Origin of the sequence: uncultured Nostoc sp., from assembly GCF_964245445.1 — a bacterium.
In the GTDB taxonomy this organism is placed as follows: domain Bacteria; phylum Cyanobacteriota; class Cyanobacteriia; order Cyanobacteriales; family Nostocaceae; genus Nostoc.
Window position 1 is genome coordinate 1 of record NZ_CAXTNE010000100.1, and the last position, 14,879, is coordinate 14,879.

Consider the following 14,879-nt stretch of genomic DNA (forward strand, 5'->3'; position numbering starts at 1 on the left):
GCCTATCTTAATGGATTAATATTTGCTCGCTAAATAAAAACTGGGATGCTCCCAATCCTTGTGCATAATGTTGCAAAGTAGAAGAAAAAATGCACCCTCTACTTCTTTAAAACTCTAACCGTCGTATTTTAATGTACCTTCGTTGTTTGTAATTTTTTCATCTAAATTCAAAGAAGCATCCACCCAAGAAGAACCATTAGCTTTCTGGGACTCGGCGCGCAATATGGTGTTACCTGAACTTGACTCTACCTTAATATTTCGACTGGTTGCTTTGAAATTTCCACCTTTTGTCCATGTTAAAGTTCCATCTATATTTTCTATGTAGTCATTTAGATCAATACTAGTCTGCACATCCTCTTGAGCAGTAGTTTTAGAGACAGCTTTCAAAACACTACCTTCTAAAGTGATATTTGAAGATGTGAGCGTGAATTTACCCATTGTTTTAAATCCTCTAAATTGTGTCTGTATAAATACCCTATCACTTATTACAATATCAAGTCCAATCACCGAATAATCTTTAATAAAAATGCAATGAGCTTTGAAAAATGAAACAACTATATTATTAATATGATTAATTGACAAACAATAAATTATCTATATTTTGAAATATCAAATAACTATGTTATTAACAATATTAATTGACTAAAAATAAACTATATGCATGGAAAAGTATAAGAATATAATTCTCTTACATTTTGCACCAAGCCCGAACGACTGGAAGTCGCCCGCCACTTGCTACCCCACGGGAACGCTAATACGAATTCGTAATACTCGCTTTTGGCGAGAAGCAAGCTATGTAATGGGCTACGCCCCGCTACGCTAACGTAATTAAAAAAGTTAAATTTCGTCTGGGTTTAGAGCTGATTTGTAAAGAAAATCTTAAGGGTACTCACTCATTGCTATGTCTGAGTTTCAGCGAATAAGTGCTGTATTGACTTAAATTCCTAAAACCCTTACTATACAAGTACTTTACTTGAGTTTACAAATTAACTCTTATACCAATTCTCTAAAATAAGGCAACAGATGTAAGCAGGGATTGCCTTACTGCATATAAATTTCTCAATTGCGAATTGCGAATTGCGAATTGCGAATTGGTATTAGGGGTTTAAACCTGTTGCCTGATTTTAGAAAATTAGTATAAGAGCGAACAAGTCGGGAAACTGCAAGGGCGCGGTAGCTTGGCTAAACAAACGTAGTCCGCCTGCGCGGACTACGAAAAATCTAGAAAAGCTGTTGATACGTGAGTTCTGTATTTTGGTACTTCACTTAAAAAGCAAACTGCTGTAAAACATCAGTAAGCAAGTACTTGTTTCCAGATTGGAGAAAAGCCTAAAAACGCTCTGCGGTCATACCCTCTTTATCACTTTTCGACAATATCCTTTCTGAAGCTATTGACAAATGTCAATACTTCGGTTTTTTCTGCTAAAGGGACTTTATTCTCATCAAGGGCTTTTGCTACATCATTATAAAAAGCATTAAATTCACTGTTAGTGAGACCTGTACCAATTCCATTATGGGAAAGCTTCGTCGTCCGCCCTGTATAAACGCAAGGCCCACCTGTCGCTTCACAGAATTGATCTACTAGTAACTGACGCAGCCGCTCTTTTGAGTTGGTAAGTAGAACGGCGTGAAAAAACCAAACTATGTAAAGATAAATAAATACGGAGAATGTATCTACTGAGGTAAGTAAGATATGGGTGCTCGTATAAGGGTATTCCTAACTCGTGAACAAGATAAAAGCCTGTTAAACCTAAGAACTGCGGATGTACCACAGAAAGTTAAAGACCGAGCAGAGGTCGTTAGGCTAAATGCACATGGCTGGTACGTCGAAAAAATAGCTGCCCATTTTAATTGGACTCCTCAAACAGTAAGAGAGGTTTTGCATAAATGGCAAAAGCTAGGTCTAGAGAGCTTTTGGGAGTTGCCAGGTCGAGGGGGAAAATCGAAATATCAGGAAGAGGACATAGTTTTTTTGGAAGAATGTCTCAAAAAAGAACCACGTACATACAACAGTGTTCAATTAGCCCAAAAATTAGAAAGCGTAGGCGCAGCCCGCCACAGGCATCGCTCAGTTAAATTAAGTCCCGATAGATTAAGACGGGTGCTTAAAAAAAGGGGGTCATTTGGAAGCGAGTCAGGAAGAGCCATAAAGGAAAGCAAGATCCTGTAATACGGGAAAAAAAGCAAGCAGACTTAGACATGTTGGAATTAGCTGCTGCTACCGGAGAAATAGACCTAAAATATTTGGACGAATCAGGGTTCTGTGCATGGAGCGAGCCTAGTTACAGCTATTACCAACGAGGTGAGCAAAAACGCTTAGAACAGACGAAGCATCGGGGTCGAAGATTAAGCATTATTGGGTTTTTTCAACCTCTAATTAGTTTTGTTTACGGTTTGGTGATTGGGGGTGTTAATCGCAAGTCCTATATCCAGATGATGGAGCAAGAAGCTCGTGAAGCCTCTGAACTAGGATGCATCAGGGTAATCGTGCAAGACAATGGTCCAATACATCGATGCCAAGAAGTCCAACAGATGTGGTCAAAGTGGGAACACATGGGCAAATACATCTTTTTTCTGCCCAAATATAGCTCCGAAATGAACCCAATAGAATTGGAGTGGCAGCACCTCAAAAAGGATGAACTAGCAGGACGGATCTTTGATGATGAGTTAGATATTGCTTACGCAGTAATTGATGGTGTTCAAGCTAGAGGGGAAAGAGGAAATTACAGGGTACAACGTATTAAGTTTAACTCTACTCGCTCTGGTTAAGTTTTCGTTACATACTTGTAATTTTTCCCGCCGACTTACTTACTCAAGCCAATAAAGTATTTACCAATTTGTGGGTCTATGAGTATGTATTTTAGGGCATCGTCAATCACGGCAGCGATCGCATTGTAGCCTCCTAGCCTCTTATAAAGAGACGTTCCGGCAGCATAGTAGGCTGTAGTCTCTTTTGCTACTGATGGTTGTGCTGATGGCGTTGTTGTGGAATAAGCCAAACTCGGACTTAATCTGAAAATAGTTACAACCATGACTGCGATACCAACCAAGGTTAACCACAAAGCTTTTGTAAATAGGCTTTGTACTTTCATTGTAAAAATTCCTCTTTTAAGTTTGATGCGGCATAAATACATAAAAGTTTTAAAACTTTTAATTTTACTGTTATTAACAGTAAAAAATAACTTTTATGTTCGATAGAAATACTCTACACAAATCACATTGTCAAATTTGCTTGCATAACAATCTTTAACAAAAATAAAACTAATTTTTACTAAACAAATCAGTTGATTATTACTATTATTAATTGACTGCTAGGAAAGTATATGCATTAAAAAAGAGAAAGTTTGTCTCAAATATTAATATTATTAATTGACTAAAAATAAATTATATGCATCCAAAAAGTATAATAATTAGAGATTGAGATAAAAAAAACTAAGCACGGGCTTTTCATGGAGTCTAGTTTTGGGATGCTAATAACATCATCTTTGGTACAGTTCAGTGGCGTTGTCAGTGCTCGACTCAGCAAGCTTGAGGCAATGTCTACTGGAGTCTTTATCAGCCCTTTGGGCAAGGCAGTCCTAATAAAACAAAGTGGATGGGGGAATGGGGAGCAAAGGCAAGGAGAAAAAAAGCTAATTTTAGCTTGCAGTCTTTTTCCCCTTTGTGCCTCTGCCTTTATTTGTAAATATTAGCCAGCTATATTTATCAGGCAGACTTGATAGGATTCATCAATGCCAAAATTACGAACTAGCAATTATAAATTGCAAATTATAAGCATTTATGCGTATTCATCGTTATCTAATTTTAGGCATACTAATCTTTTTCTTAATTACAACTGTTTTACCAGCCACCGCACAGGATTCTATTTCCCGAACTCAATCTCAAGTCATCTTACTGGAACAAGGAAAACAACTTTATGATGCCGGAAAGTTGGCACAAGCAGCACAAGTTTGGTCACAAGCAGCTCAAATATTTCAGCAAAGGAAGCAGCAGCACTATCAAGCTTTAAGTTACAACTATTTAGCTATTGTTTATCAAGATTTAGGCAAGTGGTCAGCAGCGCGATCGCTAATCACCCAAGCACAGAATATCCTAAAAACAATAGATGATTCCTTCCTTTACGCCCAAGTTCTCAACACCCAAGGAAGTTTACAATTAAATACTGGTCAGCCGGAAATAGCCTTAGAAACTTGGCAGCAGGCAGAGAAAATCTATCGTTCCTTCAAGGATGTGACAGGGATTGTATTGACACAGATTAATCAAGCTCAAGCTTTGCAAACATTGGGAGAGTATCGACGCGCCCAAAAGCAGCTAGAACAAATCAATCAAGACCTTGCTGTTTTACCTGATAATCTCCTAAAAGCCAGGGGATTGCGGAGTTTGGGGGTAACTCTGCAAGTTGTGGGAGATTTAGAGCGATCGCAACAAGTATTATCGCAAAGTTTAGCGATCGCAAAGCAAGAAAATTCTACCGCAGATATCGCCGAAACCTTATTGAGATTGGGAAATACTGTTAGAGCTAGGGAAGATTTTAAAGCCGCCTTAGAATTTTATCAACAAGCAAGTAATAGTGGTGGCGAGCGTACTCAACTAGAAGCACTCCTCAACCAACTCAGCCTTTTAATAAAAACTGAGCAAAATCCAGATGCACTAGCATTATTACCCCAAATTCAAGTGCGTCTTGCTAATCTTCCTGCCAGCCGTTGGGGAATTTACGCGCAAGTTAATTTAGCAGCAAGTTGGATGAAACTGTCATCATCAAAAACAAAAGACATTGCTCAACTTTTGGCAACAGCAGTCAAACAGGCCAGCGAATTAACAGATGCAAGAGCGCAAAGTTATGCTTTGGGAGAGTTAGGACATCTCTACGAACAAACTCAGCAATTCTCAGAAGCCTTAAATCTCACCCAAACAGCACTAACTTTAGCACAGGGAGTGCAAGCAGATGATATTGCAGTCAATTGGTTGTGGCAGCAAGGGCGAATCGAGAAAGCTAGGGGAAATATTGAGTCAGCAATTACTGCTTATGAACAAGCTGTTGGTTTTTTAACATCTCTGCGTCAAGACTTACTGCAATCGAATCCTGACGTGCAATTTAATTTCCGCGATCGCGTTGAACCAGTGTATCGGCAGTTAGTACAATTACTTTTACAAGATGTAGACAGCCTGCCACAAATCATCAAGCAACAACACTTAGAGAAATCTCGCAAAACAATTGAAGCACTGCAATTAGCAGAATTAGAAAACTTCTTCCACCAAGCCTGCTTAACTTATAAACCGCAACCAATAGATAAAATTGATCTAAAAGCCGCAGTGATTTACCCAATTTTGCTAGAACGTCGCTTGGAGGTAGTTGTTTCTCTTCCTGGACAACCTTTGCAACATTATGGAACAAACCTTTCCTCAAAAGAGGAATCAGAGGTTTTTGATGAACTGCGCCAGTCTTTAAACCCTGCTTTCTTGCCTGACGAGGTACTACCTTCTGCCCAAAAATTATATGATTGGTTGTTGCGTCCTGCCGAAAAAGAGATAAAACTTCAGGGGATTAAAACCTTAGTGTTTGTCTTGGATGGTTTTTTACGCAGTGTACCAATGGCAGTTTTGCACGATCGCCAACAGTTTATTATCCAGAAGTACAGCATAGCATTGACTCCTGGTTTGCAACTATTAGAGTCTCGGCATCTTCCTCCCCAACAGTTTCAAGCTTTAACTGCGGGTTTAGCAGAAGCACGTCAAGGCTTTGCTGAGTTACCTGGTGTCAAACAAGAAATTAAACAAATTACAAACTATGTTCATGCAAAGATACTACTAAATGAAAAATTTACTCGCGCCAACGTCCAAAAACAAATAGAAGAAGTTCCCTTTTCTGTAGTTCATCTTGCCACCCACGGAGAATTTAGCTCCAAAGCCGAAGACACATTTCTTTTAACTTGGGAAGACCGGATTAATGTTAAAGATTTAGATAGATGGTTAAAAGGTGCATCTTCAAAACTGAGCAAAAATGCTCCACGCCAACCAATTGAACTGCTAGTTCTTAGCGCTTGTCAAACTGCTAAAGGCGACAACCGCGCTGCTTTAGGATTGGCAGGAATTGCCGTCCGTTCTGGTGCTAGGAGTACTTTAGCAACCCTCTGGTCAGTACAAGACAAATCAACTGCTAACTTGATAGCAGAGTTTTACCATCTGCTTACCCAAAATGTCAACAGCAAAGCCGAAGCACTGCGTCAAGCACAACTATCTCTATTAAATTCTCCTCAGTACAAACATCCTTATTATTGGTCTGGATTTGTACTGGTAGGAAATTGGCGTTGACTCACGGATGAGGGAGACAAATGATAAATGACAAAATATCAATTTAAATTTTTTACTATTGGCTTATCTCTACAACTGTTGATGTTTGCCTTACCCAGTTTGGCGCAATCAGAATCAGTCACTTCAATTGCCAGCCTACCAGAGCAATTCATTTTTCAAGAGACTTTTGAACCACCTGGAGAGCCAGAACCAAAAAGTGAAACTATTGGTGCAGGTTCTCGTGATGGGCTAAGGTGTTCTGAGAATGAACAGCCCATTAGACCTTTGATGCCAAAGCGTAACTTTGGGTTAACCTTCCAAGATCATCCTCCCGTATTCCTTTCTTTACCCAAAACTTCAGCACAGAAGGTTGTGCTGACCTTTAGAGATGAAGCGGGTAACTATTATGAAAGAACTTTTTTACCTATTACTATTAGTGGAGGGATTGTTAGTTTCACTCAACCTAAAGAAAAAACGCCGCTAACTGTAGGTAAAAATTACGAATGGTCATTGGTAGTTGTCTGTGGAAAAACTGTGCAACCAGACGATCCTATATTTAAAGGTTGGGTACAACGAGTTGCAAAAACGACCAAAGTAGATAGGGAATTAAGCCAGTTGACTACCATCGGTCAAGTAAACTGGTACGCACAGAGAGGATATTGGTATGAAATGCTTATGGCCATACAGAAAGCTAGAAAAGCTGAACTTAAGAATACCCAATTAAAATAATTCGTAATTATTTTGTTGTAGTATCTTGTCAATCAACTGCTTATTTTCCTTGCCTTCTGCTTGCTTAAAATATTCAATCGCAATTTTTCCAGCAGCAGGTTGCTCTTTTGCAACCGCAAGTAGTAACTTGAGAGTTTGCTGGAGTTGGATTTTCTCAAGCTGCTTAGTTGCAAATATAGGTAGGATAATCGGAGCAAGTATTAATCCCAATAATGGGGGAATAATTGGAATCCACCAACCTTGTAAAAATGCCAGATAACTAAACACGATTAATCCTAGTCCAGTGCTAGTGACGAGAAACATTAATTGTCTAAGTGATTTTAATCGCCAACCAATTAATGTTCCTATGCCAGACCAAAGCAAAATCCATAAGCTCTCCCATATCTCAGACCAAGTTTGCAGCATTCCTCTTCCTTGCAGCGCTGCGGTTAATATTTGGCTGGTAATATTAGCATGAATAAATACTCCTGCCATTTGTTTTGATGACCCAAATAGCCGATTATTATAAGGTGTTTGAAAAAAATCATTAATACTTTTAGCTGTTGCACCAATTAAGACAACACGATTTTGAATTTTTTCTTTTGGTATCCGTTCTTGCAACAAATCTGTGATGGAGAAGCTTTGAAAATTTTGTTCTGTGCCGTGATAACTAAGTAAAATTTGATAACCTCCAGTATCAGCCCAAACATAGCCTCCGTCAAAAGGTTGCAAGGGTATTAATAAGGCTTTGCCAAGCTGGATATGATGACGATTTTGAGGATGAGGATGGGGAGTAATGCCAACAGTTTTTAAGTATTGTAGTGCTAATTGTAAACTCAAACTCTGACGTAATTGATTTTTTGGGGAACGCTGCGTCAACGTCCGCCGTAGGATGCCCGCAGGGCTGTAGGGCGATCGCACTGTCAATAAGGCACGACGTACCTTACCATCTCCATCCAATACTTGGTCACTAAAACCTACCTGACTTAATTGGGCTAATACTCTTGGTGGTGCAACCTTAGCGCCTACAACTTTATCAACACCAATAAGATTGGGAGTAGCTTTGAACAATTCTACTAATTCTTGATACCCTGGTTCTACTGGCAAATCTCGATATAAATCCAACCCAATTAATTTAGGTTGATAAGTTTTCAATTTGTTGAGCGCTTTAACCAAAATATTATCAGGTATGGGGTATTGTCCTATTTTTTGTAAATCTGGTTCATCAATTGTAATTACAACAATACGAGAATCAATTCCTGCTCGGGGTCGTTGTTGCAAAAAGCTATCAAACATATTCCATTCCATTCCCTGCAATAAACCAATGAAGCGTAGCAGGATAATCAAACTAGTAATACCAATTGCAAAGCTAACAAGACACGGTTTACTAAAGTGTAATACAGCATTTAATTTAGCAATTTTTCGGGCTTGGTTCAAAATTCGATTCGCTTCCTTCGCAGCTCTTAGAGTCAACTGTGCTTTTTTTAATTCAACTTTTTCAGTGTTTAAATTTATTTCAATTTCTTGTTTATCCAACTGCTGACTAGTAGCAATAAACTGATAATCTATATTAGAAAGCTTTTTATTTTCTGACCAAGCTACTGCTTCTTTTAATTTTATACCTCTTAATAATTGAGTGTTATCTTGCTGATTACTAGCAACCCAATTTTTGAGGCTTTGAGAATATGGACGTAAATATTCTAGGTTTTTAGCAACCCAATTTAAATTAAATATAGTTTGATAAATTTTGTTTTTTATTTGAGTTTTTCCTTGATATATGATAACCAAACCCGATAAAATTAACTCATTTTTTTCTCTAATATCATCAATTGTGACTTCTTCACCCATTAAAATTTGCTGATAGACTCCTAACAATCTTCCTGCCGTTTGCTCGTTCTCTAAAAGACGTGAGCTTATAGTTCTTAAATGTTCCGGTTCATCTTGAAACTCCCAATTATTTATAATATGTGACCTAACTAAATTACTAATAAATAATTTAGAATTATTTATTAGTAATTTATCTTTATCTTTTAATTGTTCATTTGCCACAATTTGACATAGTTTTTGAGTAAGAAATGGTTGTCCACCAGTCCAAACTAATATTTCTTTTAAAATAAGTTTTGGATTTACTACTTTTCCTTCCAATCCTTTTGTTAAAGCAAGAGTTTCTTGTAGCTTAAAACCTTGAAGTTCTATTGATTTTCCAATATTAAATGGTGTACGTATTTTATCTTTAATCAAATCTAATGGAGTTGCGACTCCGAAAATAGCAAAGGTAATACGTTTATATTCAGGATTGATTGCTCGTTGATTATAGCAAAACCTAATCAGTGCAAAAAAATCATCAACTGAGAAATCTAAACTCAGAATACTATCAATTTCATCAACAAAGATAAATAATCGTTTGTCAGGAAAATGAAGCTGTAATAATTCCTCAATAAACCACCTTAATCTTTCCAGTAAAGATATATCTTCTTGTTCACGCCACCAACTTTTTAAGTTAATTTTATTTAATAAATTAAAACCTAACCATAAATCACCAACTACACTCTTATACCACTGGAGTGGGGTGATATGTGAAGTACCAATAATCGACATATCAATGCTACTGCATTTAAATCCTTCTTGTTCCAAGCAATGTTTTGTACTTGCAAGCAGAGAGGATTTACCCATTTGTCGAGAGTTCAGTATATAGCAATACTCTCCCTGCTTGAGAGCCTCATAAAGCAGGGTATCTGCTTGTCTTTGCACATAACTAGGTGCATTAACTGTCAAACTGCCACCGACTTGGTATTTATAATCAGTCATAGGTTTAGTAGTGACTTCACTATCTACAGGGCTTACGCAACTGTCACAAGCAATGGCGCGGTTACACCGCGCCGCGCGCCAAAAAACTACGTGATAAACATGGCAACAGCAGGACGTTTTAGTTCCTGAACTAAATAATTTGATAACAATCTATGCTTGATTTGATAGATTGTTTGACCAGTATATCGCGCTAAGTCTTTGAGTCTAAGCCAGACTAAAATAGCACAAGCAATATGCTTTCTTTGAATACGGCCCTTGCGGCATTGACATGATTCAATACCAGTCAATTGATTTAATTCTCTATGAAACTCCTCAACCTTCCATCGTTTGCGCTAGCGTGCAGGAGGCACACCTTTAAATATCAATACGGTTCAGTTAAGGATAATAGTAGGTTGGGTTGAACGAAGTGAAACCCAACAAATGCCCTAAAATGTTGGGTTTCGTTCTTTAACCCAACCTACGCAGTCTAAGGTTTTTAGGTCTACTGAACCGTATTGCTTTAAATATGAGAATTTCCCTACTTTGACGTTCTGCATTGTAATTAGCTGATGAATGCAGTTGCTATACAGATGTTTGAGGTTCGCTATTCTCCCCAAGATTAATAGTCATTGGATTTTTCCTTTACAGATTTGCAAATCTTATTGTGATTAAGCAGGAATAATTTTTCGATTTGACATTTAACCCCCAATCCCTAATCCCCAGTCCCTTTTAGTTGTTAATCAACTGACTTAGTTGACGATAGCAGGGAATAAAGTATTGAGCGATCGCATCGTCAACTTGCCAGAACTCTTCATAACTATCGCCACTGCAATAGCACCCCATAAATAGGAGTAACAAGGTTTGAAATGGAACATCAGCTAAAGTATGTAAGCTAATGTCTGTAAACAGAGTATTGATCACGTTTTGCAGGTGAACCAAATTAGCAATTACATCAGCATAGATGCTGGTATTGCCTGTGATTGTCGGCAAACAGGTCAGCCAATACTCCTCAAAGAAAATTTGGTAAAGTTGGGCGATCGCTTGCTTTAAACTGACTCGCGCCTCTAGTGACTGGATAGACTCTCCCAGTCTCCCCCATTCTGCTAGCAACTCTTGTTCTAAAATTGATTCTTCAAAGCTCGATAGCTTGACATCTAGCAATGGTTGCAGTACCCGCAAAAATAAAAAGTCTAAATCTGCAAATGCAAAATCTAGTTTTGTCGGGTTTTCTTTGAGTGAGGAGGAACATGGAAGTTGTTCGCTCAATTCCGGGCGATCCCAGATGAATTTGAACTCTGCAACATCTGCAACCATTTCACCGATTAAATGGGTAAACATTAGCCCCAAGCGTTGCCGTACCTCTCCTTGAAAAAACAGCCTTGCCCGTTCTGGATCGACGGATACTTGTTCTCCTTGGCGCTGAAAAATTTCTCGACAGGTCAACGGCCCATAGTCGGTATAGGCAGTCTCAGCCGGTCGTAGTGGATCGCTACAGCTTGCCAATATTTGATAGTCGCCCCGAAACTGAGTCAGCATGGACTGCCAGTTATGTCCCCAGATGTCATGCAGCAAATATTTTTCAGCATCTTTCGTAGGCAGAATACTCACTGAATGACTGAGGGTTTGGAGAATTTGCGGTTGGCTTAAATTAGTTACTTGAGCCAAACGAGCGCTCCAGGCAGCATCAATGCTTGCTGGATCGCTAAAGCTAAACGAGGGAAAGTGACGGAATTGTTCAAACTTAAAGTTACCAAGGGATTCTAAAAACTGTTGAATTTGCTCGCGTTCAATATCTGATAGCTGTTCCCACAAAGCTGAATCACGTAGTTGATTGTCAGAATAATCAATACAAAAGTAAATTTGAGTCTCTGTGAACAAAACTGCGATCGCCTCAATTGGAATAGCAATGTCTCCAAACAAATGTTGAAATAAAACTAGCGGTGCAGCAGGGGGCGCACTTTTTAAGTTAGGTAATAAACCGACATTCGTCAGGGCTGCCTGAATGATCTGCTTTTGCTCAAGGACTTTACGATCAACCGTCTGCAATAGTGTCGTTATTTGTTCCTGAACTTCAGTTGCTAACTGAAACTGCTGGCAGAGTTGAGGAATGGCAAATGTGAATGACTGAGCTGGTGTTGCTTCAACTTTGTACTGACTCAATGTAATAGATGATATAGTACCCTGCCAAACTGCACCCCCCACCTCGTAGTAGTGCTTGAGTAAGGCGATCGCTTCGGCAAGCGCTTGACGGACATTGACTGGGATAGTTTCTACTGGACAATCCTCACGACAAATTGGATGGGCAAATCCTTGTAATGTTGCTTGTAATTCATAAAGCCGTTGCTGCCATCGCTGTTGTGAATGAGCATCTCCACTGCCATTTGTGAGATGACGAGCAACTTGCAAAGCTTCAGCCATCAGAGTACGCTCTGCAGCATCAAGTGTTGGTTTGGGTTGTAAGTTAGAGGTAATCATGGTGCAAGTGTGAATGATGTTTAATGTGAATTAAGAGTTGAAAACCTGACGAATTACAAATTAGTATTCTCGCCCTTAACAGTGAGAGTTGTGTTTGATTCTATTACTTGGCTGGCGCTGTGCTTGAGGTATCGTACAACCTCTTCATAAATTTGGCTGCTGACGCGATCGCCCCGACGACCGTTTTCTAGCCTGATATCATCAACAAAGAAATTCAGGTTGAAGTGAACGTAAGTTATTGCGTCACTATTTTCGATTCCTTTGATTAAAACTTGTGGCTCCTGCCACTTTTGTCGGGGTTCTTTAAACCGTTCTCTTAACCATCGGTTCAGTTCCATTACGTAGTCATCTAATCGGGTTTCTTCACTTTGAGGATTAGAAATTTTTTGGTACAAACGCTGCACTCTCCGCTTTAACAAATTGATTTTGCGTTCCCATTCTTCAGTTATAATGCTGCTATCATTATCTAAAAGATGAAAATCCCAAATGTAAATCCGATACCAATTTCGGATCAGTTCAATCAAACTATCTTTAGAACGATTTTCTTTAAGTGTAAAAACTGAACGATTGCCGTAGATTTCGGTGACAACTTCTAAACCGAGCGCACTTAAAATTTCTCGATACTCTTGTTGTACATTCTCAATTTCCTCGTTGGTCATGCCACCTTTCTCAGCAAACTGCAAGGTGACGACAAGTGCCTCAAGCGCAGGTGTAATTTCTTCTAATTTAAAGTTTACTTCCTGTTCGGCAAGCAGACGCAATTTGCCAATTCTCTGTTGGTTTTCTAATCCTTTTAACTGATAGTAGCAGTCAATTTGTGCTAATTTCAGATCAATATCACCTAGAGTATCGGGATGAGCCTGGATAACCTCTACCATCACATGCTTTGTTTCTTGGACATTCAACGCGATCGGCAGTTTCATGTCGGTAGAGTAATGGTAATACGAGGTCGGACGGCTGAGATTTGTAATGTTTTGACTTTGCAGTGTGCTGTTGGGAATGTAAATATTACAATGCTTAGATGGTATATACAATTGAGTCACTCGCACCCCAATTTTTTGCAGCATGGCAATGGAGCCATTCTCCAGCAGCAACACATCGCCAAACTGAAAGGGAGTATCAATCAGTAATACAACTCCACTAAAAAAGTTAGCTAAAATTCCTTGAGCTGCAAAGCCAATTACAAAAGTTGCCCCACCCAAAGCCACCCAAATTCCAGTTAGATCCACGCCAAAGGATTTCAGCACAAAAACAGTGGTTAGCGTGAAAACGATGACGGGAACAACTGCTTCCAGCAGGGGTAAAAGTACATCATCCCACATGGATTCAGTTTCCTGGGTATACCCCCGCAGGTAGTAAATGAAAACCTGAGTAAATAGTTGAACGAGCCAGTAACTAATTGAGACAATTAAACCAGCTGCCAATAAATTTTCAATACCGTCAATCAGCTTCACGGAGGGCAACTGATGGAAGGTAAGTTTAAGAACGCCTAGAATAAAAATCATCAGAACTGGATACGCAGACACGTTCAGCGTCACCAGGGCGATATCTCGTTCAAATTTACGAAAGATTGAACGCAGAATATAAAATAAAATGATGTAAAGGAGTATTGTACTGGCGATCGTCAGCACTACGCTACTTAGAAAAAAACTCCAGGTATTGGCTTGAAATGGTAAAAGTTCTTTGAGCATTATTTTTAAGTCCATTTACCAACGATGTTTGGCAAAGACAGCATTGGCTTTGACTGTGTGCAGTGGTACAAGGATGGGGTGTAAACCCTACTGAATGTCTAGTTTGAGTCCGGGTAGCAGTTTCTCCAAGTTCTTCAGAGATTTACCTTGCCAGGGCATATCATTTGACCCCAGCACGACTAACTGAACGCCTTTTTTATTCTGCATACTCAGCACAAATTTGTAGAACATACTAATGCCAGAACTATTTACAAATCCCAGATTTCTAAGATCCAGAGTCATTGTATTTGGCTCGGTCTGTACCACTTTATTTAAGAGGTTGGCAATCGGAGCGTACTCTGTAGGCCCATCCAAACTGAGTTCCCCTTGGAAGTGAACCGTTGAAGTGTCAGGTTCAATGTATACGGTGTAATCCTCGCCTTTAACGTCTTGCATTGCTACCATGTTAGGTTACTTTGAGCAACAATTTGAACATAATCATTAAGAACAAACTCGCTAATTGGCAATAGTGTTATTGCCTTGTTTTTAAGTCAATTTACCAACGATGTTTGGCAAAGACAGCATTGGCTTTGACTGTGTGTAGTGGTGCAAGGATAAAATGTAAACCCTACTGAATGTCTAGTTTGAGTCCGGGCAGCAGTTTCTCCAAGTTCTTCAAAGATTTCCCTTGCCAGGGCATATCATTTGATCCCAGCACAACTAACTGAACGCCTTTCTTCTTCCGCACACTCAGCACAAATTTGGACAACATACTAATGCCAGAACTATTTAGAAATCCCAAATTTCTCAGATCCAGAGTCATCGTATTTGGCTCGGTTTCTACCACTTTATTTAAGAGGTTGGCAATCGGAGCGTACTCTGTAGGCCCACCTAAACTGAGTTCCCCTTGGAAGTGAACCGTTGAAGTGTCAGGTTCAACGTGTACGG

General features: G+C 39.2%; 10 protein-coding genes and 2 pseudogenes. 3 read left to right on the plus strand and 9 right to left on the minus strand.

The window, feature by feature from the left end; genetic code table 11:
* Positions 1–114 precede the first annotated feature (114 nt).
* Positions 115–582 carry a CVNH domain-containing protein gene (locus ACFE90_RS17730; RefSeq protein ID WP_375502749.1) on the minus strand — a complete coding sequence of 156 codons (468 nt, stop codon included), beginning with the start codon at positions 580–582 and terminating at the stop codon, positions 115–117.
* 778 nt (positions 583–1,360) lie between these two features.
* The gene (locus ACFE90_RS17735) at positions 1,361–1,693 is read right to left on the minus strand and encodes a group 1 truncated hemoglobin (RefSeq protein ID WP_375502788.1); all 333 of its coding nucleotides are present in this window, start codon (positions 1,691–1,693) and stop codon (positions 1,361–1,363) included.
* On the opposite strand from ACFE90_RS17735, the pseudogene ACFE90_RS17740 reads away from it, so the two are divergent.
* Positions 1,694–2,769: pseudogene (locus ACFE90_RS17740) on the plus strand (IS630 family transposase).
* Between the two features lie 35 nt (positions 2,770–2,804).
* Here ACFE90_RS17740 and ACFE90_RS17745 read toward each other — a convergent pair.
* On the minus strand, positions 2,805–3,092 hold the full coding sequence (locus ACFE90_RS17745; protein WP_375502751.1) for a hypothetical protein: 288 nt from the start codon (positions 3,090–3,092) through the stop codon (positions 2,805–2,807).
* A gap of 688 nt (positions 3,093–3,780) precedes the next feature.
* Between ACFE90_RS17745 and ACFE90_RS17750 the strand changes: the two genes are divergently transcribed.
* Together ACFE90_RS17750 and ACFE90_RS17755 are read left to right on the plus strand one after the other, a co-directional pair.
* A complete protein-coding gene (locus ACFE90_RS17750) occupies positions 3,781–6,312 on the plus strand; it encodes a CHAT domain-containing protein (protein ID WP_375502753.1) in 2,532 nt (843 codons plus the stop codon).
* Between the two features lie 27 nt (positions 6,313–6,339).
* The gene (locus ACFE90_RS17755) at positions 6,340–7,020 is read left to right on the plus strand and encodes a DUF928 domain-containing protein (protein WP_375502755.1); all 681 of its coding nucleotides are present in this window, start codon (positions 6,340–6,342) and stop codon (positions 7,018–7,020) included.
* On the opposite strand, the gene ACFE90_RS17760 is transcribed toward ACFE90_RS17755, so the two are convergent.
* From ACFE90_RS17760 to ACFE90_RS17785, 6 genes and pseudogenes are all read right to left on the minus strand, one after another.
* The gene (locus ACFE90_RS17760; protein ID WP_375502757.1) at positions 7,012–9,807 is read right to left on the minus strand and encodes a CHASE2 domain-containing protein; all 2,796 of its coding nucleotides are present in this window, start codon (positions 9,805–9,807) and stop codon (positions 7,012–7,014) included. The two genes, ACFE90_RS17755 and ACFE90_RS17760, sit on opposite strands and share 9 nt — an antisense overlap.
* A gap of 86 nt (positions 9,808–9,893) precedes the next feature.
* Positions 9,894–10,133, minus strand: a pseudogene (locus ACFE90_RS17765) (transposase); the annotation flags it as partial.
* Between the two features lie 382 nt (positions 10,134–10,515).
* The gene (locus ACFE90_RS17770) at positions 10,516–12,261 is read right to left on the minus strand and encodes a hypothetical protein (RefSeq protein WP_375502759.1); all 1,746 of its coding nucleotides are present in this window, start codon (positions 12,259–12,261) and stop codon (positions 10,516–10,518) included.
* A gap of 53 nt (positions 12,262–12,314) precedes the next feature.
* Positions 12,315–13,952, minus strand: coding sequence for a mechanosensitive ion channel family protein (locus ACFE90_RS17775; RefSeq protein ID WP_375502761.1), 1,638 nt, complete (start codon positions 13,950–13,952; stop codon positions 12,315–12,317).
* Positions 13,953–14,039: 87 nt separating this feature from the next.
* Positions 14,040–14,396, minus strand: a complete 357-nt coding sequence (locus ACFE90_RS17780) for an STAS domain-containing protein (protein WP_375502763.1) — start codon at positions 14,394–14,396, stop codon at positions 14,040–14,042.
* Between the two features lie 163 nt (positions 14,397–14,559).
* Positions 14,560–14,879: STAS domain-containing protein (locus ACFE90_RS17785; protein WP_375502765.1), on the minus strand; the 320-nt coding region annotated here is incomplete at its 5' end.

What these genes read in the sequence shown, in the direction of transcription:
- ACFE90_RS17770 (WP_375502759.1), bottom strand. Translation starts at nt 12,261, where the DNA reads ATGATTACCTCTAACTTACAACCCAAACCAACACTTGATGCTGCAGAG.
- ACFE90_RS17780 (WP_375502763.1), bottom strand. Translation starts at nt 14,396, where the DNA reads ATGGTAGCAATGCAAGACGTTAAAGGCGAGGATTACACCGTATACATT.
- ACFE90_RS17745 (WP_375502751.1), bottom strand. Translation starts at nt 3,092, where the DNA reads ATGAAAGTACAAAGCCTATTTACAAAAGCTTTGTGGTTAACCTTGGTT.
- ACFE90_RS17755 (WP_375502755.1), top strand. Translation starts at nt 6,340, where the DNA reads ATGACAAAATATCAATTTAAATTTTTTACTATTGGCTTATCTCTACAA.
- ACFE90_RS17775 (WP_375502761.1), bottom strand. Translation starts at nt 13,952, where the DNA reads ATGCTCAAAGAACTTTTACCATTTCAAGCCAATACCTGGAGTTTTTTT.
- ACFE90_RS17760 (WP_375502757.1), bottom strand. Translation starts at nt 9,807, where the DNA reads ATGACTGATTATAAATACCAAGTCGGTGGCAGTTTGACAGTTAATGCA.
- ACFE90_RS17750 (WP_375502753.1), top strand. Translation starts at nt 3,781, where the DNA reads ATGCGTATTCATCGTTATCTAATTTTAGGCATACTAATCTTTTTCTTA.